Source organism: Halomonas faecis (assembly GCF_010993975.1).
GTDB lineage: Bacteria > Pseudomonadota > Gammaproteobacteria > Pseudomonadales > Halomonadaceae > Halomonas > Halomonas faecis.
In genome coordinates, this window is the sequence record NZ_JAACZO010000005.1 from 1 (window position 1) to 24922 (window position 24922).

The 24922-nt window shown below is 65.0% G+C and carries 24 protein-coding genes, 3 tRNA genes and 1 rRNA gene; 18 read left to right on the plus strand and 10 right to left on the minus strand.

Annotated features, from left to right (window positions below; all coding sequences use genetic code 11):
* Positions 1-83: ribosomal RNA gene (gene rrf / locus GFD32_RS20160) — 5S ribosomal RNA — on the plus strand; the annotation flags it as partial.
* A 307-nt stretch (positions 84-390) separates the two neighbouring features.
* Here rrf and hisC read toward each other — a convergent pair.
* Entirely contained in the window at positions 391-1446 is a 1056-nt protein-coding gene (hisC, locus tag GFD32_RS03120; protein ID WP_163575114.1) for a histidinol-phosphate transaminase, read from the minus strand.
* A 125-nt stretch (positions 1447-1571) separates the two neighbouring features.
* Here hisC and GFD32_RS03125 point away from each other — a divergent pair, with 125 nt between their 5' ends.
* The 5 genes from GFD32_RS03125 to mnmH all read left to right on the plus strand — a co-directional run bounded on the left by GFD32_RS03125 (position 1572) and on the right by mnmH (position 6732).
* Entirely contained in the window at positions 1572-2471 is a 900-nt protein-coding gene (locus GFD32_RS03125) for an AEC family transporter (RefSeq protein ID WP_163575115.1), read from the plus strand.
* 111 nt (positions 2472-2582) lie between these two features.
* On the plus strand, positions 2583-3038 hold the full coding sequence (locus tag GFD32_RS03130; protein WP_163575116.1) for a copper resistance protein NlpE N-terminal domain-containing protein: 456 nt from the start codon (positions 2583-2585) through the stop codon (positions 3036-3038).
* Between the two features lie 103 nt (positions 3039-3141).
* Positions 3142-4515, plus strand: a complete 1374-nt coding sequence (gene radA / locus GFD32_RS03135) for a DNA repair protein RadA (protein WP_163575117.1) — start codon at positions 3142-3144, stop codon at positions 4513-4515.
* Positions 4516-4573: 58 nt separating this feature from the next.
* Positions 4574-5611, plus strand: a complete 1038-nt coding sequence (gene selD, locus GFD32_RS03140; protein ID WP_163575118.1) for a selenide, water dikinase SelD — start codon at positions 4574-4576, stop codon at positions 5609-5611.
* Positions 5608-6732 (plus strand): tRNA 2-selenouridine(34) synthase MnmH, encoded by a 1125-nt coding sequence (mnmH, locus tag GFD32_RS03145; protein ID WP_163575119.1) that lies wholly within the window; start codon positions 5608-5610, stop codon positions 6730-6732. The genes selD and mnmH overlap by 4 nt, the downstream gene beginning before the upstream one ends.
* A gap of 6 nt (positions 6733-6738) precedes the next feature.
* On the opposite strand, the gene GFD32_RS03150 is transcribed toward mnmH, so the two are convergent.
* The gene (locus GFD32_RS03150) at positions 6739-7431 is read right to left on the minus strand and encodes a type 1 glutamine amidotransferase (protein ID WP_163575120.1); all 693 of its coding nucleotides are present in this window, start codon (positions 7429-7431) and stop codon (positions 6739-6741) included.
* Between the two features lie 68 nt (positions 7432-7499).
* On the opposite strand from GFD32_RS03150, the gene GFD32_RS03155 reads away from it, so the two are divergent.
* Positions 7500-7793 (plus strand): MGMT family protein, encoded by a 294-nt coding sequence (locus tag GFD32_RS03155; RefSeq protein ID WP_163575121.1) that lies wholly within the window; start codon positions 7500-7502, stop codon positions 7791-7793.
* Between the two features lie 38 nt (positions 7794-7831).
* Positions 7832-8413 carry a YjaG family protein gene (locus GFD32_RS03160; protein WP_163575122.1) on the plus strand — a complete coding sequence of 194 codons (582 nt, stop codon included), beginning with the start codon at positions 7832-7834 and terminating at the stop codon, positions 8411-8413.
* Between the two features lie 9 nt (positions 8414-8422).
* On the opposite strand, the gene GFD32_RS03165 is transcribed toward GFD32_RS03160, so the two are convergent.
* Genes GFD32_RS03165 through hisB form a run of 5 tightly spaced genes read right to left on the minus strand, consistent with a single transcriptional unit; the run spans position 8423 to position 11767 of the window.
* A complete protein-coding gene (locus tag GFD32_RS03165) occupies positions 8423-8926 on the minus strand; it encodes a hypothetical protein (RefSeq protein WP_163575123.1) in 504 nt (167 codons plus the stop codon).
* A 23-nt stretch (positions 8927-8949) separates the two neighbouring features.
* Positions 8950-9723: an imidazole glycerol phosphate synthase subunit HisF gene (gene hisF, locus GFD32_RS03170; RefSeq protein WP_163575124.1), complete on the minus strand. Its 774-nt coding sequence runs from the start codon at positions 9721-9723 to the stop codon at positions 8950-8952.
* A gap of 2 nt (positions 9724-9725) precedes the next feature.
* Positions 9726-10478: a 1-(5-phosphoribosyl)-5-[(5-phosphoribosylamino)methylideneamino]imidazole-4-carboxamide isomerase gene (hisA, locus tag GFD32_RS03175; protein ID WP_163575125.1), complete on the minus strand. Its 753-nt coding sequence runs from the start codon at positions 10476-10478 to the stop codon at positions 9726-9728.
* A gap of 22 nt (positions 10479-10500) precedes the next feature.
* Positions 10501-11142: an imidazole glycerol phosphate synthase subunit HisH gene (gene hisH, locus GFD32_RS03180; protein ID WP_163575126.1), complete on the minus strand. Its 642-nt coding sequence runs from the start codon at positions 11140-11142 to the stop codon at positions 10501-10503.
* A gap of 31 nt (positions 11143-11173) precedes the next feature.
* Positions 11174-11767, minus strand: coding sequence for an imidazoleglycerol-phosphate dehydratase HisB (gene hisB / locus GFD32_RS03185; RefSeq protein WP_163575127.1), 594 nt, complete (start codon positions 11765-11767; stop codon positions 11174-11176).
* Between the two features lie 187 nt (positions 11768-11954).
* Between hisB and GFD32_RS03190 the strand changes: the two genes are divergently transcribed.
* The 9 genes from GFD32_RS03190 (at position 11955) to GFD32_RS03230 (ending at position 18574) form a co-directional block, all read left to right on the plus strand.
* A complete protein-coding gene (locus GFD32_RS03190) occupies positions 11955-12410 on the plus strand; it encodes an acetyl-CoA sensor PanZ family protein (protein WP_163575128.1) in 456 nt (151 codons plus the stop codon).
* Positions 12407-14740, plus strand: coding sequence for an AsmA family protein (locus GFD32_RS03195; protein WP_163575129.1), 2334 nt, complete (start codon positions 12407-12409; stop codon positions 14738-14740). Before GFD32_RS03190 ends, GFD32_RS03195 begins: the two co-directional genes overlap by 4 nt.
* Before the next feature lie 73 nt (positions 14741-14813).
* Positions 14814-15899, plus strand: coding sequence for an A/G-specific adenine glycosylase (mutY, locus tag GFD32_RS03200; protein WP_163575130.1), 1086 nt, complete (start codon positions 14814-14816; stop codon positions 15897-15899).
* 35 nt (positions 15900-15934) lie between these two features.
* Positions 15935-16207, plus strand: coding sequence for an oxidative damage protection protein (locus GFD32_RS03205; protein WP_163575131.1), 273 nt, complete (start codon positions 15935-15937; stop codon positions 16205-16207).
* Between the two features lie 92 nt (positions 16208-16299).
* A tRNA-Phe gene (locus GFD32_RS03210) sits at positions 16300-16375 on the plus strand.
* A 5-nt stretch (positions 16376-16380) separates the two neighbouring features.
* Positions 16381-16455, plus strand: a tRNA-Gln gene (locus tag GFD32_RS03215).
* 45 nt (positions 16456-16500) lie between these two features.
* Positions 16501-16576, plus strand: a tRNA-Thr gene (locus GFD32_RS03220).
* A 229-nt stretch (positions 16577-16805) separates the two neighbouring features.
* Positions 16806-17795: an ectoine hydroxylase gene (thpD, locus tag GFD32_RS03225; RefSeq protein WP_163575132.1), complete on the plus strand. Its 990-nt coding sequence runs from the start codon at positions 16806-16808 to the stop codon at positions 17793-17795.
* Between the two features lie 113 nt (positions 17796-17908).
* Positions 17909-18574, plus strand: coding sequence for a fumarylacetoacetate hydrolase family protein (locus tag GFD32_RS03230; protein WP_163575133.1), 666 nt, complete (start codon positions 17909-17911; stop codon positions 18572-18574).
* Between the two features lie 70 nt (positions 18575-18644).
* Here GFD32_RS03230 and speA read toward each other — a convergent pair whose 3' ends face one another.
* From speA to GFD32_RS03245, 3 genes are all read right to left on the minus strand, one after another.
* The gene (speA, locus tag GFD32_RS03235) at positions 18645-20558 is read right to left on the minus strand and encodes a biosynthetic arginine decarboxylase (protein WP_163575193.1); all 1914 of its coding nucleotides are present in this window, start codon (positions 20556-20558) and stop codon (positions 18645-18647) included.
* 8 nt (positions 20559-20566) lie between these two features.
* Positions 20567-21529 carry a homoserine kinase gene (locus GFD32_RS03240; protein WP_163575134.1) on the minus strand — a complete coding sequence of 321 codons (963 nt, stop codon included), beginning with the start codon at positions 21527-21529 and terminating at the stop codon, positions 20567-20569.
* Between the two features lie 111 nt (positions 21530-21640).
* Positions 21641-21931, minus strand: coding sequence for a DUF2782 domain-containing protein (locus tag GFD32_RS03245; RefSeq protein ID WP_163575135.1), 291 nt, complete (start codon positions 21929-21931; stop codon positions 21641-21643).
* Positions 21932-22136: 205 nt separating this feature from the next.
* Between GFD32_RS03245 and polA the strand changes: the two genes are divergently transcribed.
* Positions 22137-24905 carry a DNA polymerase I gene (polA, locus tag GFD32_RS03250; RefSeq protein ID WP_163575136.1) on the plus strand — a complete coding sequence of 923 codons (2769 nt, stop codon included), beginning with the start codon at positions 22137-22139 and terminating at the stop codon, positions 24903-24905.
* Positions 24906-24922: the final 17 nt, after the last annotated feature.

Genomic DNA, 24922 nt, shown 5'->3' on the forward strand with positions numbered 1-24922 from the left:
CCCATGCCGAACTCAGCAGTGAAACCGCTCAGCGCCGATGGTAGTGTGGGGTCTCCCCATGCGAGAGTAGGTCATCGTCAGGCACTTATTCAGAAGCCCCGGCCATTGGTCGGGGTTTCGTCGTTTGGGGGTCTCCCATGGAGAGTCGCGGGAGGCCGCCCCGATCATCGTCAGGCATTTATTCAGAAGCCCCGGCCACTGGTCGGGGCTTTTTCGTTTGGGGGTCTCCCATGGAGAGTCGCGGGAGGCCGCCCCGATCATCGTCAGGCGCTTATTCAGAAGCCCCGGCCATTGGTCGGGGTTTTTTCGTTTGGGGAGCTCCCTTGGATCCCGTCTGTCGGGAACAGGCGGAAGCCGTAAACGGGGTCGAAGGGCGAGTTTCAGGAGGTGTCAGCGACAAAGCACTTCGAGCGTTTCGACCAAGCTGTCCATCTCGTCCTCGGTGCCGATGGAGATGCGCAAGAAGTCGCTGAGCACTTCGGTGTTGAAGTGGCGTACGAGGATGCCGCGTTCACGCAGCCCGACGAATAGCTGTGCCGCCTCCTGGGCCGGATGGCGTACGAGGGTGAAGTTGGCTTGGGACGGCAAGACCTCGAAGCCCAGCGTTTCTAGCCGTTTTCGTGTGCGCTCGCGGGTGGTGATGACCTTTTCGCGACAGGCATCGAAGTGGTCGCGGTCTTGCAGAGAGGCGATGCCGATGGCGCTGGCCAAGCTGTCGATGGGATAGGAGTTGAAGGAATCTTTGACGCGCTCGAGTCCTTCGATCAGTTCGCGTGAGCCGATGGCGTAACCCAGTCGAACGCCGGCGAGGCTGCGGGATTTGGAAAAAGTGCCCGTCACGAGAAGGTTGTTGTGCTGAGCCACTAGTGGAACCGCGGATTCACCACCGAAATCCACGTAGGCCTCGTCGATGAGTACGACGCGTTGGGTGATACGCTTCAGCAACCGAGATATCGCCTCGCGAGAGTGGCCATGAGCGGTGGGCGCATTGGGGTTGGCGAAAATGACGCCACTACAGTTTTGGGAAAAGGCGTCCAGGTTGATCTGCCAGTGGTCGTCGAGAGGATGCGAGCGGCGCTCGATGCCATACAGGCGACAGTAAACCGGGTAGAAGCTGTAGGTGACAGCCGGCATCTCCAGCGGCAGGCCATGGCGGAAGAACGCCTGGAAGGCAAGTGCCAGCACTTCATCGGAGCCGTTGCCAACGAAGACCTCGCCGACGTCGACGTCATACTCATCGGCCAGCGCTTGCCTTAGTGCCCGTGACTCGGGGTCGGGATAAAGTCGCAAATGATCGGCAGGAAATTCACGCAGGATCGCTTCGACGCTCGGTGCTGGCGGGTAAGGGTTCTCGTTGGTGTTCAGCTTGATCAGACGCTCACGGGGTTGTTCTCCGGGAACGTAGGGGGTCAGTTCGCGTACGGACGGGCTCCAGAACTCGCTCATGGGTTCTCGCTCGGCTACAGGCAGAAGGTGATCGTGTCATGGTGACCCTTGAGGCCTGACCGCGCAAGCGGCCGTCATGCTAGGCTGATGCACTTCATGGGCCATGCGGGGCGCCGAGAGAGGACATGACAGCACAAATACTTGCCACACTGCTGCCGGTATTCCTCATTGCGGGTTGTGGCACGCTATACGGGCGTTTCCGTACGCCGAACATCAGCAATCTCAATACGCTGAACATGGAGCTGTTCGTGCCCATGCTGGTGTTCGCCGTGCTGGCCGACGGCCAAGCTCCGCTGGAAGAGTACGTAAAGCTGGCTTTAGCGGGGGCCGTGGTCGTGCTGGGTTCCGGCATCGTGCTGTGGCCACTGGTTCGTCGGCTGGGGCTCGAGGCGAAGACCTTCCTGCCGCCGATGATGTTCAACAATTCCGGCAACATGGGCATCCCGCTGTTGCTGCTGGCCTTTGGCGAGGCGGCATTGCCGGCAGCCGTGGTGCTATTCATCGTCGAGATGATGCTGCACTTCACGGTGGGACTCTACATGCTGGATCCGCGGACGTCGCTGCGTCGTCTCTTGCGCATGCCCATCGTACTTGCAACCGTGGCTGGGCTGGCGGTCAACCTGTTCGGCTTGCCGCTTCCCGGTTGGCTTCTGGAGGCACTGCATATGCTGGGCGGCGTATGCATTCCGCTGCTGCTTTTCGCATTGGGCGTTCGCATGCTCGATGTCGACTTCTCCGACTGGAAAACGGGCCTGCTCGGCGCAGTGCTCTGCCCGCTTTCCGGGTTGCTTCTGGCCTTGCCGATGATCCTTTGGCTCGATCTGACTGGATTGCAGGCCGCGTCTCTTTGGGTGTTTGCGGCCTTGCCTCCGGCCGTGCTGAACTACCTGGTCGCCGAACAGTATCGCCAGGAGCCGCACACCGTGGCGTCGTTGGTGCTGATCGGCAATCTGGGCAGCCTGGTGGTGATGCCGGCGGTGTTGGCTTTGGTGTTTCAGTTCGTGCATGCCGCAGTTGGGCAATGAGTCGGGAACCCTGGATGCAGCATGCTGTCCGCAATGGGCATGACGCGTTATGCTGTGAGGGTTGCAGTCGTGACCCACGGCCTCATGATGCTTTTGGTTAGGAGTGTGTCGATGAAAATGAAGACTCTGTTGGCCGGCTCGGCCATGCTGGCCCTGCTGGCAGGTTGTGCCGCCGGGCCGACCGGTGACCGGGCTGCCGGCCCGGAAGTGGACGAGGGTACCGAGGTGGCCTATCAGGGCACTCTGCCCTGTCGTAACTGCGCGGGTATCGATCTGAACGTGCGCATGCTCGGTGATGAGCAGAGTTCCCTGGATGAGCGCACCTTCAACCTTCGCGCAAGCTACCGTGAGCATCCCCAGGAGCCGCCGGACGAGAACTACGAAGGCAACTGGGAGGTGCTCGAAGGGACGGAAGACGATCCCCAGGCCACCGTCTACGAGCTGACCCCGGATGGTGACGGCCAGGTCTACTATTTCCTGCGCATTGATGATGACACGCTGGAACTCATCGACCCTCAGCGGCGGCGTTTCCAGAACAGCGAGGCGCTACAGCTCGAGCGGATCTAAACGCCGGTTCTTCGAACGTGAATCTGAAAGGGCGGCCCCACGGGCTGCCCTTCGCTGTTGTGCCAGTCTTCGCTGCCTGACTTCAAGGAGGAATTTCGCGCCCATGGCCAAAGCGAAAAGTGCCTTCGTGTGTACTGAATGCGGCGCCGAATATCGCAAATGGCAGGGTCAGTGTTCGAGCTGTCAGGCCTGGAACACCCTGAGCGAAGTCCGCCTGGCGCCGGCACGTCCCGGTGCTGCAGCCGGTGCGACGGCGCGTGCCGGCTATGCCGGTAGCCTGTCGCGGGAAGTCGTCGACCTGGCCCATGTCGACCTCTCCGAGGTGCCGCGGCTCTCCTCTACGTTCGCTGAATTCGACCGCGTGTTGGGTGGTGGCCTGGTGCCGGGGTCTGCCGTACTGCTCGGCGGCCATCCGGGAGCCGGCAAGTCGACCCTGCTGCTGCAGACCGCCGCCAAGCTGGCCCAGGCGCATCGGGTGCTCTACGTCACCGGGGAGGAGTCCCTATCCCAGGTGGCGATGCGTGCCCACCGGCTGCAGGTGCCAGTGACCGGACTCAAGATGCTCGCCGAGACCAGCGTCGAGACCGTTCTCGCCGTGGCCGAGCGCGAAAGCCCCGAGATACTCGTCATCGACTCCATTCAGACCATGCATCTGGAGGATGTCGCCTCGGCGCCGGGCGGCGTGGCCCAAGTGCGCGAGTCAGCGGCTGCGCTGACGCGTTTCGCCAAGCAGTCGGACACCGTCCTGCTGCTGGTGGGGCATGTGACCAAGGACGGCACTCTGGCGGGCCCCAAGGTGCTCGAGCACATGATCGACGCCTCGCTGCTGCTCGAAGGGGGGGCGGACTCGCGTTTCCGGACCTTGCGCGGTCAGAAGAATCGCTTCGGCGCGGTCAACGAACTCGGCGTCTTTGCCATGCTCGATCACGGCCTCAAGGAGGTGAAGAATCCCAGCGCCATCTTCCTGTCGCGCAGCGAAGAACAGGCACCGGGCAGCCTGGTGATGGTGGTCTGGGAGGGGACTCGCCCGCTGTTGGTGGAGGTTCAGGCGCTGCTCGATGAGTCGGCACTGGGTAATCCGCGCCGAGTCGCCGTAGGGCTCGACGCCAATCGCCTGGCCATGCTTCTCGCCGTTTTGCACCGTCATGGTGGACTCTTCACCGGGGACCAGGACGTCTTCCTCAACGTGGTGGGTGGCGTCAAGGTGCTGGAGACGAGTGCCGACCTCGCCGTGCTGCTGGCCGTGGTCTCCAGCCTGCAGAGCCGCTCACTCCCGCGTGAACTGGTGGCGTTCGGCGAGGTGGGGCTGTCCGGCGAAATCCGCCCGGTGCCGAGTGGCCAGGAGCGTATCGTCGAAGCGGCCAAGCACGGCTTCACGCGAGCCATCGTGCCGCGTGCCAATGTACCGAAGCGCATACCGGAAGGGATGGAAGTCGTCGGTGTTGAGAAGCTGGCCGATGCTCTGGAGGCGATGTGAGCCAGGGGGCCTGCGCCGATGATGTAGAATGCTCGTATCACCAGCAGAGGAGATCACGATGAGCGCCATTCGCCTGACCCAGTACAGCCACGGCGCCGGCTGCGGCTGCAAGATCGCGCCGGACGTGCTCGACGGTATCCTGGCCAAGGCCGGCCCTGGGGCGGCTCATTCGCGCCTGATCGTGGGCAATCAGGGCCGTGAGGATGCCGCCGTCTACGACCTGGGTGACGGGCGCGGCATGATTGCCACCACCGATTTCTTCATGCCGATCGTCGACGACCCCTTCGACTTCGGGCGCATTGCGGCCACTAACGCCATCAGCGATGTCTACGCCATGGGCGGTACACCGGTGATGGCGCTGGGTATCCTGGGCTGGCCTCTGGACAAGTTGGGGGCGGAGATCGCCGGCGATGTGGTGGCGGGAGCACAGAGCGTGTGCCGTGAACTGGGTCTGGCCCTGGCCGGTGGGCACTCCATCGATGCTCCCGAGCCGATCTTCGGCCTGGCGGTCAATGGGCTGGTGGATCTCGAGCACCTGAAACTCAACAAGGGCGCTCAGGTGGGAGATCTGTTGTTTCTGACCAAGCCGCTGGGCGTGGGGCTGCTCACCACTGCCGAGAAGCAGGGGCTGCTCGAGTCCGGCCACCAGGGGCTGGCCCGTGAGGCCATGCTGCGCAGCAATCGTATCGGCATGGCGCTGGCCAGGGTCAAGGGAGTCAATGCCATGACCGATGTCACCGGCTTCGGGCTGGCCGGCCATCTCGCCGAGGTGTGCATGGCGAGCGGTGTGGCGGCGCGTATCGACTTTCGCCGTTTGCCACGGCTGGCCGAGGCTGAGGCCTACCGTCGCCAGGGGGCGGTGCCCGGCGGAACCCGTCGCAATCGAGAGGCGCTGGGGGCGAGCCTGCCGGCGATGGACGAGGCTCACTGGCAGTGGCTCTGCGACCCTCAGACCTCCGGTGGTCTGCTGCTTTCCGTGCACCCGTCCTGGGAAGACGACGTGGAGCGCATCGGCCGTGAGCACGGAATCGAACTGGCCCCCTTCGGCGAGATCGTGGCCACCAAGGGCGAGGCGCTGATCGAGGTGCGCGGATGAGTGACCTGCCGCTGGTCGAGCCGGATCTCGCCCTGCTGCACGAGCGGCGTGTACTGATCGACGTGCGGGCGCCGGTGGAGTTCGCTCAGGGGGCGATGCCCGGTGCGGTGAACCTGCCACTGATGGACGACGAGGAGCGTCGAGCCGTTGGCATCGAGTACAAGCAGCGGGGCCAGCAGGCGGCCATCGCGCTTGGCGAACGGCTGGTCAGTGGAAGCATCAAGGACGCCAGAGTGGCCGCCTGGCAGCGTTTGATCGAGACTCATCCCGATGCCGTCATCTACTGTTTCCGCGGTGGGCTGAGGTCGCAGATCGCCCAGCAATGGCTGGCCGAGGTCGGCTGCCTGCGTCCGCGCGTCCGTGGCGGTTGGAAGGCGTTGCGCCAGGCGCTCTGCGCACGCATCGATACCGCGGCGGAGCAGCCGCTGCTGGTGATCGGTGGGCTCACCGGCTGTGCCAAGACGCCGTTGATCGAAGCGCTCGACAACGGCCTCGACCTCGAGGGCTGCGCGCGGCACAAGGGGTCCGCTTTCGGCCGGCATCCCTTGCCGGCTCCCTCGCAGATCGACTTCGAGCACGCCATGGGGCAGCGGTTGCTGTCGCTGCCCGGTCCGCTGGTGGTCGAGGACGAGTCGCGTCATATCGGGGCGGCGAACGTACCGCTGACTTTCTGGCATGCCATGCAGCAGGCGCCGCGGCTGCGCGTGGAGATGCCGCTGGACTGGCGGCTGCGCCAGATCCAGAAGGACTATATCGATGACCTGTGGGCCATCTATCGCCGGCAGTGCGGCGAGTGGCTGGGCTGGGCGCTGATGCGCAAGCAGCTCGCTTCTTCGTTGTCACGACTCAAGAAGCGCCTGGGCGGTGCGAGGCTGGCGCGTTTGCAGCGCCTGCAGCAGCTGGCCTTTCGCGAGCACGCGCGTGGCAACCCCCAGGCCCACGAGGCGTGGCTGGCACCGCTGCTTACCGAATACTACGATCCCATGTATCGCTATCAACTGGAGAAGCGCGACACGACGCAGTTTCTGCATGTGGGTGACTGGGACAGCTGCCTGGCCGTAGCTCGAGAGTGGAGCGCCACGGCCGAGCAGCGAGCGGGGGAGTCGGCGCTGCCTGCCTGAGCGCGATCAGCCGGTGCTGCGTGCGAGCCATTGGCTGAGCAGGCGGTCGAGCAGTGGAGCCAGTCGGTCGAAGCGTTGTGGGTCGTCGAGCAGCGCTTCTGCAGTTTGGACGTGGGGCCCGCCCCCCTCGTCGGGCGGCCAGGGGCCCGCGAGCAGGGCCGCCAGGCTGTCGCGGGTGACCTCTAGGTGGCACAGCAGGGCGATCACCCGTCCTCCGTCCCAGGCGAAGCCCTGGACGGGACTTGCCGCACTGCCGCCCAGCGGAAGGGCATCGTCGGGCAGGGCGAAGACGTCGCGGTGCCACATGAAGGCGGTAAACTGCTCCGGGAGGTCGAAGGGGCTGTTCGGAGCGAGGTCGATCCGATGCCATCCCACCTCGGCAAAGGTGCCGGGGCCCACGCTGGCACCCAGTTCCGCAGCGATCAGCCGTGCGCCCAGGCCGATGCCGAGCAACGGCTTGTTGCCGTTCACGGCACGGGCGATCAGCTTGCGCTCGCGCTTGAGCCAGGAGTGGTCGAGGTCGTCGCGGGTGCCCATGGGGCCGTCGAGAACGATCAGCGCATCGCCGTCGGCCAGGCGGGGCGGCAGCTCACCGTCATGTAGATGGAACACCGTATGACTGTGGCCCATGCTGGTCAGCCAGTCGGCGATGCGGGCCGGGCCGCGCCGGGGGTCGTGCTGAAGCAGATGGAAGTGCATGCGAGCCTCACGGTACGACAGATGGGAGTGGCGGCATTGCTGGCCAGTTTCCGGGAGCGCAAGGGTACATGAAGTCAGAGCTTCGCGAACAGATCTACACCGTCATCGCTGCGATTCCGCCCGGTCGGGTCACCACCTACGGGCGGATCGCCACCATGACCGAGGCCACCACGCCGCGGCTGGTGGCGCGGGCGCTGCGCGAACTGCCCGCCGGCCACGAACTGCCGTGGTTTCGGGTGATCACCGCTTCGCGCAGGCTGGCCGACCACTCCGGAGCACGGGAACAGCGCCAGCGACTGATGGACGAGGGCGTGGCGTTCGATGCTCGCGGTCGCGTTCCGTTGGATCGCCTGTGGCCTTGAGCCCATAGCGTTGTGACAGTCAATTTCGAGGAGACTTCGTGAGCGGATTTCATGAGCGACTACTGACCCTCTCGTCGCGCCGCCAGCAGGCGTTCATGGCGGCGCTCATCGAGCGGCTGCTGCCCAACTATGCGCTCTATGCGCAGACCGCCGGCCATGGCGACGTCCATGGCCTGCGCGTGATTCTCGACCTGGTCTGGGAACGGTTGGCGGTTCAAGGCGCGAAGATCGACTTCGAGCGCCAGGCCGAGAAGCTCGCTGGACTGGAACCGCCGGGCGATGACGACAGCTTCGGGGCGCGCCGGGCGTTGGAGGCGGTGGTGGCGCTATCGGCGCTGCTCGACACGCTTCAGGGCGAGGCACCGGATGCCGTCCTCGAGGTGAGTCGGACCTCCAAGGGGGGCGTACGCGCCTTCATCGAACTCACCGAGGGCGAGGTGGATGATCAGCGTTTGGCCGCCCTGGTACGCGAGCACCCACTGATGACGGAGGAGAACGCCTTCCAGGACGCCGTACTCGAGGCGGCCGAGGAGGGCGTGCTGGACCGGGACGCGCTGAAGACGCTGCGTCGGCTGGGACGCAACGAAGGCGTCAGCAACCTGGGGCTATCCGCGGAGTAGCGCGGAGACTCAGAAACGCCACCCGGCGGTGACCATCATGCCTGCAGTGCCGAAGACGATCAGATCGGCCTCGGCACGCTTCCAGCGTGCCCCCACCGTGGGCAGCAACGCTGGGGCGACGCCGTAACGGTTGAAGGGAATCTTGTCGCGATACTCGCCTCGATAGCCATGCAGCAACCCGCCGCTCAGCTTGGCGCGCAGGGTGACGTCTCCGGCTTGCCAGAAGGGAAACTCCCGCCCGACATAGAGGTAGTGCGAGTCCTGACTGAATGAGTTGCGAAAGCGGGCGCCGCCGGCGAACCAGCGGTCGGGATTGTGCAGCTCCACGCCAATCAGGTGCTGGTCGTTGGTGTGGTCGGGGTCGTCGCTGAAGTGGGTCGTGTAGAGGCCAGCCTGCACCAGCACGTGATCCAGCTCCATGGTAGGAGGCCATGTCGCGTGTTCGGCGATCGCCGGGCCGGCGCCTCCTGACAGCAGTAGCATCGCAGCGCTTAGCCATCGATGCAGCAGCATGGGAAGCTCCTTCGGGTCTGTAGTCACAGGCGCATATTGATGCCGCGCTCGGCCATGTAGCGTTTGGCTTCGGGGATGGTGTACTCACCGAAGTGAAAGATGCTGGCAGCGAGCACGGCATCGGCACCGCCCTCGCGGATTCCCTCCACTAGGTGGTCGAGGTTGCCAACGCCGCCCGAAGCGATCACCGGCACGCTCACCGCCTCGCTGATGGCACGGGTCACGCCGAGGTCGAAGCCGGCCTTGGTGCCGTCGCGATCCATGCTGGTGAGCAGCAGCTCGCCGGCACCGTACTCGACCATCTTCTTCGCCCACTCGATGGCGTCCAGGCCGGTAGGGCGTCGCCCGCCGTGGGTGAAGATCTCCCAGCGCGGCGGCTCGCCCTCCTGGGAGACCCGTTTGGCGTCGATGGCCACCACGATGCACTGACTGCCGAAGCGTTCGGCGGCCTCGTGCACGAACTCGGGGTTGTTCACCGCGGCGGTGTTGATCGAGACCTTGTCGGCGCCGGCGTTGAGCATGGTGCGGATGTCGTCGCAGGTCCGGATGCCGCCGCCCACGGTGAGCGGGATGAACACCTCGCCGGCGATTCTCTCGACCATCTCTACGGTGGTGTCACGATCCTCGTGACTGGCGGTGATGTCGAGGAAGGTGATCTCGTCGGCACCCTGCTGATTGTAGCGCTGGGCGATCTCCACCGGATCGCCGGCATCACGGATGCCGATGAAGTTGACGCCCTTGACCACGCGGCCGGCGTCGACGTCCAGACAGGGAATGATGCGCTTGGCGAGTGGCATGGTTAGCTCCCGGTCCGATTGGCAAGGAGGGCGTCGCACAAGCGCTGGCCCTCGGCCAGGTCGAGCGAGCCTTCATAGATGGCGCGGCCGGTGATGGCGCCCAGGATGCCCGGCTCGCCAGCAGCGGCCAGCGCACGCAGGTCGTCGAGGTTGGTCACCCCGCCCGAGGCGATGACCGGTAGGCCCCCGTCGCGGGCGAGGGCCGCGGTGGCCTCCACGTTGACGCCGCTCATCATGCCATCCCTGGCGATGTCGGTGTAGACGATGCTCGAGACACCGTCGTCGGCGAAGCGCTTGGCGAGCTCCACGGCCTTGACCTGCGATACCTCGGCCCAGCCGTCGGTGGCGACGAAGCCGTCGCGGGCATCGAGGCCGACGATCACGTGGCCCGGGAACTGGCGGCACATCTTGCCGACGAAGGCTGGCTCCTTGACCGCCTGCGTGCCGATGATCAGGTAAGAGACGCCGGCATCCAGGTAGTGCTCGATGGTCTCGGCGGAGCGGATGCCGCCGCCGATCTGGATCGGCAGCTCGGGGAAGCGTCGGGCGATGGCGGTGACCGCATCGGCGTTGACCGGTTTGCCGGCGAAGGCGCCGTTGAGGTCGACCAGGTGCAGGCGGCGGGCGCCGGCGGCCACCCAGCGCTCGGCCATGGCCACCGGGTCGTCGCCATAGGTGGTGGCATCGTCCATGCGGCCCTGCTTGAGGCGCACGCAGTGACCGTCCTTGAGATCGATGGCGGGAATAACCAGCATGTCGGGATCCTTTCGGCGCGACTCAGGGCGCCCAGTTGACGAAGTTCTCGAGGAGCTTCAGACCAGCGCGGGAGCTCTTCTCGGGATGGAACTGCACGGCAAAGGTCGCATCGCGGCCGATGGCGACATGAGCCTGGATGCGGCCGTAATCGGTGGTGCCGAAGACCGCGGCGTCATCGGCGGCATCGACGTAGTAGCTGTGCACGAAGTAGAAATGTTCGTCCTGGTCGATGCCCGCCCACAGCGGGTGCGCATGATTCTGATGCACCAGGTTCCAGCCCATGTGCGGCACCTTGAGGCGATGGTCGCGGTCGTCGCGCATGTCGCCGGGGAAGCGCCTGACTTCGCCGGCCAGAAAGCCCAGACAGGCAATGCCACCGTTCTCCTCGCTGTGGCCGAGCAGCATCTGCTGGCCGACGCAAATTCCCAGCAGCGGCTTTTCCTGACTGGCCAGAAGCTCTTCGACCAGGCCGCGCAGTTCAGTGCGCTCGAGTTCGCCCATGCAGTCGCGAATCGCTCCCTGGCCGGGCAGCACCAGACGGGTGGCGCCATGGATACGGCGGGCATCGCGGGTGATCACCACGTTTTCATGGGTGACGTGTTCCAGTGCCTTGGCGACGGAATGCAGGTTGCCCATTCCGTAGTCGATGACGGCAATGGTCATGGGGCGCTCCTCGTGTGGTCGTGCGGCGGCCTCACAGGCAGCCCTTGGTGGAGGGCATCTGGCCGGCCATGCGCGGGTCCGGCGCCACGGCCATGCGCAGCGCGCGGCCGAAGGCCTTGAAGATGGTTTCTGCCTGGTGATGGGCATTGAAACCTTTCAGGTTGTCGATGTGCAGGGTGACGCGGGCGTGGTTGACGAAACCCTGGAAGAATTCCCAGAACAGCTGGGTATCGAGACGGCCGATGGTGGCGCGCGTGAATTCGACGTTCATGAACAGGCCGGGACGGCCGGAAAAGTCGACGACCACCCGTGAAAGCGCTTCGTCGAGAGGCACGTAGGCGTGACCATAGCGGTAGATGCCACGCTTGTCGCCGATCGCCTCGGCGAAGGCTTGGCCGAGCGTGATGCCGAGATCCTCGACGGTGTGGTGATCGTCGATGTGCAGGTCGCCTACCGCCTTGATCTCCAGGTCGATCAGGCCATGGCGGGCCACCTGGTCGAGCATGTGGTCGAGGAAGGGCACACCGCTCTCGCCGGTGAGGCGGCCCTCGCCGTCGAGGTTGACGGTCGCCGTGATCTGGGTCTCACGAGTGTCACGGGTGACGGTGGCGATACGCTCGGACATGTCGCACTCTCCCGCGCTGTCGCGCGTTTCGGGGTTGGGCCCGGCGTATACCGGCATGTCCGGTTACCGGGCGGGCAAGCCGTCGAGCTTGCCACCTCAGGGCGGACATTATAGAGAATCGGTGCCCCCATCCGCTACAATGCGCGAATCGGGCGGCCGCTGCGCCTCCAGTTCCGGGAGATTCGCCATGCCGGTAACGCTTCACTTCGTCGATCAGGCCGTGTGGACAGAGGATGCCCAGGTTCAACACGATCTGCAGCGGATCTATGCCGATGCACCGGCCGAGCGACTCTCCGGCTCGGTCGATGACTTCATCCACGGTCATCTCGCGGCCGGGCACTACTTCGGCTGCGCGCGCTTCAACGACCGCTTGCTGGGTGCCGTGGCGATTCACCCGGATCCCGAGGCCTGGTGGCTCTCTCAACTCTGCGTGCGCAAGACCACGCGCCGGCGAGGTGTGGGGTCGCGGCTGCTGGCACTGGTCAGTGGGGCGGCCTACCGTCAGGGCTGCCAGCTGCGCGCACCGGCTTCCCAATTGCCGCTGCCCGACCAACTGCTGCTGGCAAGGCTGGGCTATCGGCTGCACGATACCGGCGACTATTTCGAACTGGCACCTCCCTCGCAAGGAGACAGCGAGACATGAAGCGACTCTTTCAGCTGCTGTTGGCGGCCATCGGCATTCTGGGCGTGGTGGTCGTTGCCGTCGTGGTCTATGTCACGACTTTCCTCGACCCGGAGGATCTCAAGCCGCACCTCGTCGAGATCGTACGTGAGCACAGCGGTTTGGAGCTCGAACTGGCGGGCCCGCTCAGCTGGTCCTTCTATCCCCGCGTCGGGGTGAGTATCGCTGACGTCGAGGGACGCCTTCCCGAGCAGGAAAGTAGGGAGCCGTTACTGGCTTTCCAGCGTGCTGAAGTCAGTCTCTCCTTTGCCACCCTGCTGCGGGGCGAGATCGCCATCGAAGGTGTGACGCTGGATGGCGTGCAACTCTACCTCGAGCGCGATGCGGAGGGGCAGGGCAATTGGGAGCCGCTGCTGGAACGTCTGGAGGAGCCGGCTCCAGGCTCTCCGGCCCCGGCTAGCGCGGGCATCAACCCCCTCGGCGAGAGCCACCTGTCGGTATCGCTCAACGTCGCAAGCGTCAAGGTCCGCAATGGGGAGGTAGTGTTTCGTGACCTGGGCAGTCAGCGTGAGTGGCTGCTCGAGTCGTTCAGTTTCACCGGCACCAATGTCAACCCGCGCAGCGATTTTCCGCTCCAGGCGTCGTTCCAGCTGGCTCACTATGGCGCTTTGGACTGGCGTGAGCTGGAGCGCCCACCGACGCTGACCAGCGAGGTTTCGCTGGACACCCGGGCCCGTCTGGCTCTGGCCGAACGGCGCTATGCGCTGGAGAATTTCACCCTCGACACCGCCACCCGTCTCGAGGAAGCGGAACGCGATCACACGGCGACCCTCAGCGGCGAGCGACTGGCTCTGGACCTGGTCGAACGGCAACTGGAACTGATTGCCGGACAACTGCAAAGCCCTCTGCAGCATCAGGCGCTGGGTGAAGAGGCGCTGCCGTTGGAGCTCGACTTCGCGCTGGAGGCCGATCTTGCCGGACAGAGTGCTCGGCTGCGAGACCTTGTGCTTTCCGGGCCCGACGGGTTGCGTGCGACGGGCAATCTCGAGTTCTCCGGTCTAGACCAGGCGCTGACCTACCGCGGCGTGCTGGACGTAGAGCCGTTGTCGCTGCGCCCCTGGCTGGAGAGATTCGGGCACACGCCCGTTACGGCCGACGCTGAGGCGCTCTCCGATGTGGCCTTGACCAGCCCTGTCGAAGGTGACCTGTCACGCTTGGCGCTGCCCGAGCTGACCCTGACTCTCGATGACAGCACCTTTACCGGCAGCCTGAAGGCAGGCCTGGATGGACAGCGAATGGAGGTCTCGCTGCAGGGCGATACCCTCGATCTGGATGCCTACCTGCCCCCGCGCGAGGCAGCGCCCGAGGACTCCGCCAGCCGAGGCATCATCGGGGTCGGGCGCGCCCATGCGCAAGCGGACGAGACACCCCTGGTGCCTGCCGAATGGCTGGCCACGTTCGAACTGGATGGCGAGCTGACACTGGAGCGTCTGCGTCTTTTGGGCCTCGACTTCACCCAGGTGGAGCTGGCGTTGGCCGGAGGGGAGGGGCGGCAGCGCCTCGAGCGTTTTGCCTCACGCTTCTACGCTGGCCGACTTTCCGCCACCGGCGAACTCGACCTGACCCGCGAGCCGATTCACTGGCAACTCTCCCCGACCTTGTCGGGCGTCAGCCTCGAGCCGCTTTACGAGGCCTGGCAGCAAGGCGAGGAATCGGCGCCATTGCGGGGTCGGCTCACCAGCGAAGGCCGGCTCACTGCCAGCGGCAATTCGTTGCCTGTTCTGCGCCGTCACCTCAACGGTGAGCTGAGTGTGCAGGTGGACCAGGGGGCCATTCTCGACGTCAATGTCTCCCGCGAGCTGTGTGCGGTGGCGGCCACGCTGGAAGGCGAGCAGATGACGAATGACTGGAGTGAAGACACTCGCTTCGACCGAGCTGCGCTGAGCGTGACGATCAGCGATGGAGTGGCGCGCAGCGATGATATCGAGCTTGCGCTGCCGGGCATCGCCGTCAATGGCGAAGGCGAACTGGATCTGGTTACCGAGCGCTTCGACCTGCGCGCCGACACGCGCTTCGTCGACACCGCCGATGCGGCATGCCGCGTCAACCCAAGGCTCGAGCGTGTTCCCTTGCCGGTTCGCTGTTCCGGCGACTACACCGGCGACAGCAGTGAGTGGTGCCGCTTCGATCGCGAGGCATTCCAGGAGACCCTGGCAACGCTGCTACGCGAGGAAGCGGGGCGGCGTGCCGGCGAGGCCATAGAAGAGCGGTTGGGCGGCGCTCTCGACGAGCGTATCGGTGAAGAGGCCGGCAAGGAGCTTCGCGATGCCCTGCGCGGCCTTTTCGACTGAGGCCAGGCCTGCCGTGCAGCGCCGAGGCGCTTGCGATCGGCGCGAGTTGGCTGATGACGCGACCGGGAGAGACATGACCCAGATGCCGATCCTTGCCCCCGAGGCGTTCCAGCGGCGGCTGCTGGACTGGTTCGACGTCCACGGCCGCCACGATCTGCCGTGGCAGCAGGAGCGCACGCCCTACCGCGTGTGGGTCTCGGAAATCATGCTGCAGCAGACCCAGGTCGCTACCGTGATTCCCTACTTCGAGCGGTTCATGGCGCGCTTTCCTAACGTGCAGGCGCTGGCAGCGTCCGATCAGGACGCCGTTCTGCACTTGTGGACGGGGCTCGGCTACTACGCCCGCGGTCGCAACCTGCACGAGGCCGCGCGTCGCGTCGTCGCGGAGCACGGCGGCGAGCTGCCGGTGCACAGCCTCGAGGCCCTGGCCGCGCTGCCGGGCATCGGCCGCTCTACGGCCGGGGCCATCATCGCGCAGAGTACCGGACGCCGTGCGGTCATCCTCGACGGCAACGTCAAGCGCAGCCTGGCTCGGCTGCATGCCGTCGAGGGCTGGCCGGGGCGAACCGCGGTGGCCCGGGAGCTATGGGCGCTGGCCGAGCACTATACTCCCAGGGAGCGCCTGGTCGACTATACCCAGGCCATGATGGACTTCGGCGCCACGCTGTGCCGCCGTGGCAGGCCCGAGTGCCAACGCTGCCCGTTCGCCGACGTGTGCATCGCCCATGCCCGGGGTGAGGAGCGCCGCTTTCCCGAGTCGAAACCCAGAAAGGCATTGCCCACTCGCACCACTCGCATGCTGTTGCTGCGTGATGCCGAAGGGCGCGTGCTGCTCGAGCAGCGCCCGCCCAGTGGGCTGTGGGGCGGGCTGTGGAGTCTGCCGCAGTTCGAGGATGCGGCGGCCCTGCGCGCCTGGCTCGACGTCCATGCGCCCGGGGCGGAGCTCGATGCATGTTGGACCCCGTTTACACACGTATTCAGCCACTTTCGTCTGGAGGTCACTCCGCAGCCGGCCACTATCGACCGACTCGGGTCCGTGGGCGAGGCACGGCGCTGGTACGATCCCGACGCCCCCGACCGGATCGGCCTGGCGGCACCGGTCAAGGCCTTGCTGAGTCGCCTGGCTACCTTCACGCTGGAGAACCCGCCGAGCCCGTGAACCGAACCACGACGACCCCCCTGAGGAGCCTACTCATGACCCAGACCGTATACTGCCGTAAGTATCAGCAGGAGCTCGAGGCCTTGCCTTTTCCACCGTTACCGGGGAAGAAAGGCCAGGAAATCCAGGCCAGCGTTTCCAAGCAGGCATGGGAAGAGTGGCAGGCGCTGCAAACGCGCCTGATCAACGAGAAACACCTCAGCCTGCTCGACCCCGAGGCGCGTGCGTACCTCAATGACCAGATGGAGCGCTTCCTCGATAACCGTGAAACGGACCGCGCCGAAGGCTATGTGCCGCCCGAGCAGTGACCGGGTGGCGCGCGTATTCCCGAGCCATCTTTTTGAAATGGCAGGGGTTGACGCAACAGCCCCCGTAGGGTTTAATACGCCCCGTTGGCAGCGGCCAGATAGCTCAGTCGGTAGAGCAGGGGATTGAAAATCCCCGTGTCGGCGGTTCGATTCCGTCTCTGGCCACCACATGCTGGGGTATAGCCAAGTGGTAAGGCACCGGTTTTTGGTATCGGCATTCCCAGGTTCGAATCCTGGTACCCCAGCCACGCCAACCCCTTTCCGATGGCGCATCTCGCTCCGGTCGGTCCCGAGCCGGCATAGCTCAGTTGGTAGAGCAACTGACTTGTAATCAGTAGGTCCCGGGTTCGACTCCTGGTGCCGGCACCACTCGGACCACCGCGAAATCAATATGTTGCCCATCATGAGAAGCCGCCCGACGAGGCGGTTTTTTCGTGGGTGTCTACCCTCGGCGTACTCGCTCGCCCCTTGAAATCCTGGTCACGCGTCTCCACGCATCTCACTACGGCAGGTTCAACCCGTTTCCAGACGGCCAATGACGGGCCGCCGGTACGATAGCGAATCTGAAACCGATCACGGATAGACAGGAGGTGATTGGATGTCAGTGCAGACATCGTCCACTCGAAACGTGAACGAAACCCGCAACGTCAGTAGAGGTCTCGGCAGCGAACGGTCAGCAGGAGCCTCCTTCACGGACCGGGATCCGTATCCCACGCGCCTTGCGCGGCCGCTGGACATGCCTTGGATCAACCGCCGAGAGCCGGTCGTCAAAGGCCGTGTCGATGATGGCCCCTTGAGCCAGGCCCAGCTCGACGAGTTCGACCGCAAGGGCTTTCTTTTCGAGCCGAATGTCATCAGTGGTGAAGAGCTCGCCGAACTGCGCCGGGAGCTCAAGGCGTTGCTCGGTCGTGACGAGTTTCGCGGCCGCGACTTCAGCATCGAGGAACCGCAAGGCAAGGAAATACGCTCGTTGTTCGCCGTGCATTTCCTCTCCGAGCGTTTCAACCAGCTGGCATGCGATGACAGGCTGATGGGGCGTGCTCGTCAGATCCTCGGCGGTGAGGCGTACGTGCACCAGTCACGCATCAACTACAAGCCCGGCTTCGAGGGCAAGGGCTTCAACTGGCACTCCGATTTCGAGACCTGGCACGCCGAGGATGGCATGCCGGCAATGCATGCGGTGAGTGCGTCCATCGTGTTGACCGACAACCACGAGTTCAACGGTCCGCTCATGCTGATCCCCGGTTCGCACAGGGTCTTCGTGCCCTGCCTGGGGGAAACGCCGGACGACAACCACAAGCAGTCACTCAAGAAGCAGGAAATAGGCGTGCCGGGCCGCGATGCGTTATCCGAGCTGGTCAAGCGCCACGGCATCGAAGCGCCGACCGGTGCGGCGGGCGGCCTGCTGCTGTTCGACTGCAACACGCTGCACGGCTCCAATGCCAATATGTCGCCGGATCCACGCAGCAATGCCTTCTTCGTGTACAACCGTCGCGACAACGTCTGCGTGGAGCCGTTTGCCGCTCGGCGCCATCGCCCGGGCTTTCTGGCTCATGCCCCGGATGACACCTGGTCGCCAGATGCCTGAGACGCTTTGACTCGCCCGGTGGCGGGGTGTGGAACAGGGCGCATGGTGCGCTAGACTGTTACGCCTGTCGCTGCGAAAGTGCGGCACGCGCAACGAGAAGGAGAAGACCCGCCATGCGCTTCGTTCCCCGCTTCACCGATGGTCAGACGTATCCCCACGCGCTCGGCAAGATCGTCTGCGTTGGCCGCAACTATGCCAATCATGCCAAGGAACTGGACAACCCCGTACCCAGCGAGCCGCTGCTGTTCCTCAAGCCGGCGACCAGTGCCGTTCCTCTGGAGGGAGACTTGGACGTGCCCTTCTCACGGGGAGAGGTGCACTACGAGGCCGAGCTGGCGCTGTTGATCGGGGAGACGCTGACCCATGCCACCGCTGACGAAGCGGAACGCGCCGTCGTCGGCATCGGGCTGGCACTCGACCTGACGCTGCGTGATCTCCAGGCCCGTCTCAAGGAGAAAGGGCATCCCTGGGAAGTGGCCAAGGCCTTCGATGGCGCCTGCCCGCTCAGCGACTTCCTGCCGCTGAACCGTGTTCCCAACTGGAATGCACTGACCTTCGAGTTGGAGGTCGACGGTGAGCTGCGTCAACACGGCGAGGGTGCGGACATGCTCTTTTCGGTGCCCACGCTGGTGGCGGAAATGAGTCGCCATTTCACGCTCGAGCCCGGCGACGTGGTGCTTACCGGCACACCGGAGGGCGTGGGTGCGTTGTCGCGTGGGGCCACGCTACACCTGACATTGACCGGCGGTCTCGACGTGTCGGCCCACGTGGCTGAGTGAGCGATGGCGCCCCCTACGGTGGCTTGCCGAGAGCGTCAGGTGACTCTTGAGCTCCCCACCGTTGGGCGATTCACTCGAGATAGGTGTAGCCCTGTAGCCCTGCAGAGAGGTCGTCGAGAAAGTCGGCCTGCTCGTCGGCCGGGAGTCCGCTGTCGGCCAGCTGGGTGGCCAGGCGTTTGCGTAGCACCTCGGCGTTGAAGTTGACGTAGGCGAGCACGTCGGCCACCCGATCGCCCTGCTGCGCGTTGGTGAGCACCCAGCGACCGTCCTCGCCAAGGGCGGCGTCCACCGAATCGGTGTCGCCGAACAGGTTGTGCAGGTCGCCGAGGATTTCCTGGTAGGCGCCGACCAGAAAGAAGCCCAGCAGGCGCTCTTCGTCCGCGTCCCACTCCGGCAATGGCAAGGTGGTCTCCACTCCCTGGCCGTCGACGTAGCCGTCGATGCGGCCGTCGCTGTCACAGGTGATGTCCTGGATCACGCCGCGTCGCGTCGGCTCGTGGTGGAGGCCAGTCAACGGCAGCACCGGGAATATCTGGTCGATGCCCCAGACGTCGGGTACCGACTGGAAAAGCGAGAAATTGACGAACAGCTTGTCGGCGAGCTTCTCGGCGAGTTCGTCGAGAACCTCGCGATGCGCCCGGTTGCGGTTGTCGAGCAGGGTGCGTAGCCGTGCGCAGGCCGCGAAATAGACGCTTTCGCCCTCGGCACGCGCGGTGATGTCGGCAATCCCCATCACGAAGCGGCCGTGCAGCTCGTTCATGCCTTCGAGCAGGTCGTGCCATGCTTCCACCAGACCGCGAGGATCCACGACCTGGGTATGCAGGGTGTCGAAGACCCGCCATAGCTCTTCCACCTGGGGGTCGTCGGCGGTGCGTACTGCCGGAGCATGGGCTTCGACCCGTTCCTCGCCGATCACATTGGTGATCAGCACGGCATGATGGGCGGTGAGCGCCCGGCCGGATTCGCTGATCAGGTGCGGGTGGGGCAGGTCCGCCTCGTCGCATGCCTGGGCGAAGGCAGCGACGACGTTGCGTGCGTATTCGGTCATCGAGTAGTTGATCGAACAGAAACTGCGCGAGCGGGTGCCTTCGTAATCGATGCCGAGCCCACCGCCGACATCCACGGTATCGATGGGGGCGCCCAGTACGAGCAGGTTCTGATAGTAGCGTGCGCACTCGCGAAGGCCGCGCCAGATGTCGCGGATGTTGGCGATCTGCGAGCCGAGATGAAAATGCACCAACTGCAGACTGGCCAGGGCCCCGGCTTCGCGCAAACGCTCCACCACTTCCAGTATCTGGGTCGCGGTGAGGCCGAACTTGGATTTTTCCCCGCCGGAGGTCTGCCACTTGCCGCGGCCCACCGAGGCGAGCCGCGCGCGCAGGCCGATGCGCGGGGTCACGCCGAGGCGTTCGGCCTCCTTGAGGATGATCGGCAGCTCGGAGAACTTCTCTACCACCAGGTAGACCCGATGGCCGAGCTTTTCGCCCATCAGCGCCAGGCGCACGTACTCGCGATCCTTGTAGCCGTTGCACACGATCAGCGAAGGCCCATCGGTGGAGAGCGCCAGCACCGCGAGTAGCTCCGGTTTGCTGCCGGCCTCCAGGCCGACACGGCCGTGGCCGCGCTCGCGGGTGGCCAGTATCTCCTCCACTACGCGGCGCTGCTGGTTGACCTTGATGGGGTAGACCGCGGTGTAACCGCCCCGGTATGCCTCCTCGCGCATGGCTAGGTCGAAGGCATCGCACAGCTGTTCCACGCGGTCATGCAGAATGTCGCTGAAGCGCACCAGCACCGGCAGGCGCAGGCCGGCCTGGCGCAGCTCGTCGGCCAGCCGCGACAGTGGCAGGGCAGGACCCGTGGCTTCGCTACCGAGCGGCCTTACCAGTGCGTACCCCTGGTCGTCGACGTCGAAGTAGCCGCTGCCCCACTGGTCGATGTTCCAGGTGCGGCGGGCCCGCAGGGCGGGGCCAGCGGCAGATCCCATGGATAGCGTCATGCGTGGCTCGCTTCGGGCAGAGGCAGTGCGCCATGTTCCAGGCGTGCCTTGAGGATGGTGCGAAACTGCTCGGGGTCGTGGGGCGTCAGGTCATGGGCCGGCGGATCCACGTAAACCACCAGCAGTCGCGACAGCCAGTAGCGCAGCGCGGTCATGCGCAGCATGAACGGCCATACCGTGCATTCGGTGTCGCTGAGCGGCCGCCGGGCCTGGTAGGCGTTGAGGATGATGTCGTGCCGCTCGGCATTCAGACGGCCGTCGGATTCGGTCGCCCAGTCGTTGATGACGATGGCCAAGTCGAACAGCAGATCGCCGGTGCAGCCGTTGTAGAAGTCGATGATGCCGCCCAGGTGGTTGCCTTCGAACAGGGTGTTGTCGCGGAACAGGTCGCCATGCAGGGCGCCCTGGGGGAGCCCGGGGGCATCGCCGAATACGCCTTGATAGATCTCCACTTCGTCCTTCATCAGCGTCTGGTCATCCGCCGACAGATAGGCCAGCACCTTGTGGTGCATGGCCTTCAGCCAGTTGAGGTCACGCGGGTTGGGGCGATGGCCGGGAAAGTGCTGGGAAACCCGGTGCATGCGCCCCAGAGTGTCTCCCAGCACCCGGCACTGCTCGGCATTGGGGGACAGGGGATGGCGGCCGGGCAGGCGCGGGAACAGCAGTGCCGGCTTGTCGGCCAGGCTGTGCAAGGCGATACCGTCACGGTCGTGAACGGTTCCCGGCACCGGCAGGCGGTGCTCGTCGAGATAGTCGAGCAACTCGACGAAGAACGGCAGCTCCTCGTGTTCGCCCTGCTCGAACAGCGTGAGCACCAGCTCGCGCCGGTCCGTGGTGACGAAAAAAGTGGTGTTCTCGGTGCCGCCGGCAACGCCTTCCAGCGCGATCAGCGAGCCGACATCGAAGTGGCTGAGGAATTCCGCGACCTGTGCGTCGCTAAGCGGGGTGAATACGGCCATGTGTCTCTCGCCCAGGTTGCCAAGCCGCCTATTGTAGCCATAGCGGCGAGCTGTTGCGATGCGCCTTCACGCCAGGCGACATGGCTACTGCGACAGGCTCGGCTGACGTCGTTAACGGCGCAGAACCCACTCGGGGATCGCATCGGGCTCGTCTTCCTGGCGTGCGAAGTTGCCGTCGCCGTCCTGGTCCACCAGGTAGTAGCGTGAGCCACTGGAAGGCCGAACCTCGATGGCGTAGAGCGCGCCGTTCACGCGGTACTCGCGGACGGTGCGATCCGCTTCCTGGCGGGTCGTGACCTGTGGTTCGACCCCTCCTCCCCCCGATTGGGCCAGGACGGGGGTCGATAACGCCAGGCCGAGTGCCAGGAACAGTGCACGTTGCCAGAGACGAATGACGTTCATGGTGATCTCCTTCGCCGACGGGCGGCAACCGATGGGGCCAGGAGGCTATCGGACGAATCCGGCAGCTTCCCTGCGGGCCTCTAGTGTACGCTGCGGGCCAAGTATCGCCCAATGCCCGCGGCAAAAGCGTGGCGCTATGCGTATCATGGGGCCGGAAGCCTCATTTCGTCACCATCGTTCATCACCGTTCAGGGGAAGCCGACTCATGGCCGACACGCCCATCGTTCTCGTCGACGGTTCGTCCTATCTCTACCGCGCCTTCCATGCCCTGCCCCCGCTCACGACGTCGGAGGGGCAGCCTACCGGGGCCATCAAGGGTGTGCTGAACATGCTCAAGCGGCTCATCAAGGACTATCCGGACAGTCCGATGGCGGTGGTTTTCGACGCGCCAGGCAAGACGTTTCGCGACGAGCTCTTCGAGTCATACAAGGCGCAGCGTCCTCCCATGCCGGACGACCTGCGCGCCCAGATCGAGCCTCTCCACGATTGCGTCAAGGCGCTGGGCCTGCCGCTGTTGTGCATCGAGGGCGTGGAGGCCGACGACGTCATCGGCACCCTGGCCAGGCAGGCCACCGAGGCCGGGCGCGATGCGGTGATTTCCACCGGTGACAAGGACATGGCGCAGCTGGTCAACGACCACATCACCCTCGTCAACACCATGAAAGACGAGGTTCTGGACGTCGGCGGCGTCAAGGCCAAGTTCGGTCTCCCGCCCGAACGGATCATCGACTTCCTGGCGCTGATGGGCGACAAGGTGGACAACATCCCCGGCGTGCCCGGTGTCGGCGAGAAGACGGCGCTGGCCCTGCTGCAGGGGATGGATGGCGGCCTGGAAACCCTCTACGCCGATCTCGACAAGGTCAAGACATTGGATTTCCGCGGCGCCAAGAGCCTGCCCAAGAAGCTCGAGGAGCACCACGATCAGGCTTTTCTCTCGTATCGGCTGGCCACCATCAAGACCGACTGCGACCTGCCGGTGGGCCTCGACGACCTGGAGCTTGCCCGCCCAGACCGTGAGTCGCTGCTCGCACTCTACCGTCGCCTGGAATTCAAGGCGTGGCTCGCTGAGCTTCTCGAAGGCAGGGACCAGGGCGTAGACGACGTCGCTGGGGGCATTCCGGCACCGCAGAGTGGCGATGCTGGACAGCAGGCCAGCGGCAGTGGCTCACGCCAGGATCACGTCGTTCTGAGCCAGGACGATTTCGACGCCTGGCTGGACCGGCTCCGCGAGGCCGACAGCTTCTGTTTCGACCTGGAGACCACCAGTCTCGACTACATGACGGCAGAAATCGTCGGGGTGGGGCTGGCGCTCGTGCCGGGCGAAGCAGCCTACATTCCGCTGGCTCATACCTACCTGGGCGCTCCCGACCAGCTCGATCGTGATGCGGTTCTCGCGGCGCTCCAGCCGCTGCTCGAGGATGCGTGCAAGACCAAGCTCGGCCAGAACCTCAAGTACGACATCTCGGTGCTGGCCAACTACGACATCACCGTGGCGGGAGGGCTCGAAGACACCATGCTGGAGTCCTACGTGCTCGACTCCACGGCGACGCGACACGACATGGATTCGCTGGCGCTGAAGTATCTGGGCGAGTCGACCATCTCCTTCGAGGCGATTGCCGGCAAGGGCGCGGGGCAGCTTACCTTCGACCAGGTTGCCCTGGAACAGGCCGCTCCCTATGCCTGCGAGGATGTGGATATCACCCTGCGCCTGCACCATGAGTTGCGTCCGCGTCTGGAGGCGGAGGGACGGCTCGCCGAGGTGCTCGAGCGCATCGAACTGCCGCTGATTCCGGTGCTGTCGCGCATGGAGCGCGCCGGGGTGGCGCTCGACCCCGAGCGCCTGCATACCCAAAGCCAGGCGCTGGAAGCGCGCATTCGTGAGCTCGAGAGCAAGGCCTTCGAGCTCGCCGGGCGCGAGTTCAACCTGGGCTCGCCCAAGCAGCTTGGGCAGATCCTCTTCGAGGAGCAGAAGATTCCGGTGATCAAGAAGACGCCCAAGGGAGCGCCCTCCACCGCGGAAGCCGTGCTCGAGGAGCTGGCGCTGGACTACCCGTTACCCAAGGTGATCATGGAGCACCGCGGCCTGGCCAAGCTAAAGACCACCTATACCGACAAGCTGCCGCGGCTGGTCAACCCTGGAACGGGGCGGCTGCACACCAGCTATCATCAGGCGGTGACCGCCACCGGGCGGCTCTCCTCGTCGGATCCCAACCTGCAGAACATCCCGATTCGTACCGAGGAGGGGCGCAAGATCCGCCAGGCCTTCGTGGCGCGGCCCGGCTATCGTATCGTCGCCGCCGACTACTCGCAGATCGAGCTGCGCATCATGGCGCATCTCTCCGCCGACAAAGGCCTGCTCGCGGCCTTTGCCGAAGGGCGCGACATCCATGCCGCCACTGCCGCCGAGGTGTTCGGTGTGGCGCTGGACAAGGTTTCGTCCGATCAGCGACGCAGCGCCAAGGCGATCAACTTCGGACTGATCTACGGCATGAGCGCTTGGGGGCTCGCGCGCCAACTGCATGTAGAGCGCAATCAGGCCCAGACCTACATCGACCGCTACTTCGACCGTTACCCCGGCGTGGCGCGCTACATGGAGCGCATCCGTGCTCAGGCCGCCGATGACGGCTACGTGGAAACGGTCTACGGGCGGCGGCTCTACCTGCCGGAGATCCGCTCGCAGAATCGTGCGCGCCGTCAGGGGGCTGAACGCACAGCCATCAATGCGCCCATGCAGGGCACGGCGGCGGACATCATCAAGCGCGCCATGGTCGACGTCGATGCCTGGCTGTCCGGCGACGACACCGACGCCATGATGGTCATGCAGGTCCACGACGAGCTAGTCTTCGAGGTGGCCGAGGCGCAGGTCGAAGACTTCATCGAGGAGGTGAAGGCGCGCATGCAGGCGGCAGCCGACCTCGACGTCGAGCTGATCGTCGAGGCCGAAAGTGGGGCCAATTGGGACGAGGCGCATTGAGAAGCGGGCTAACCCAC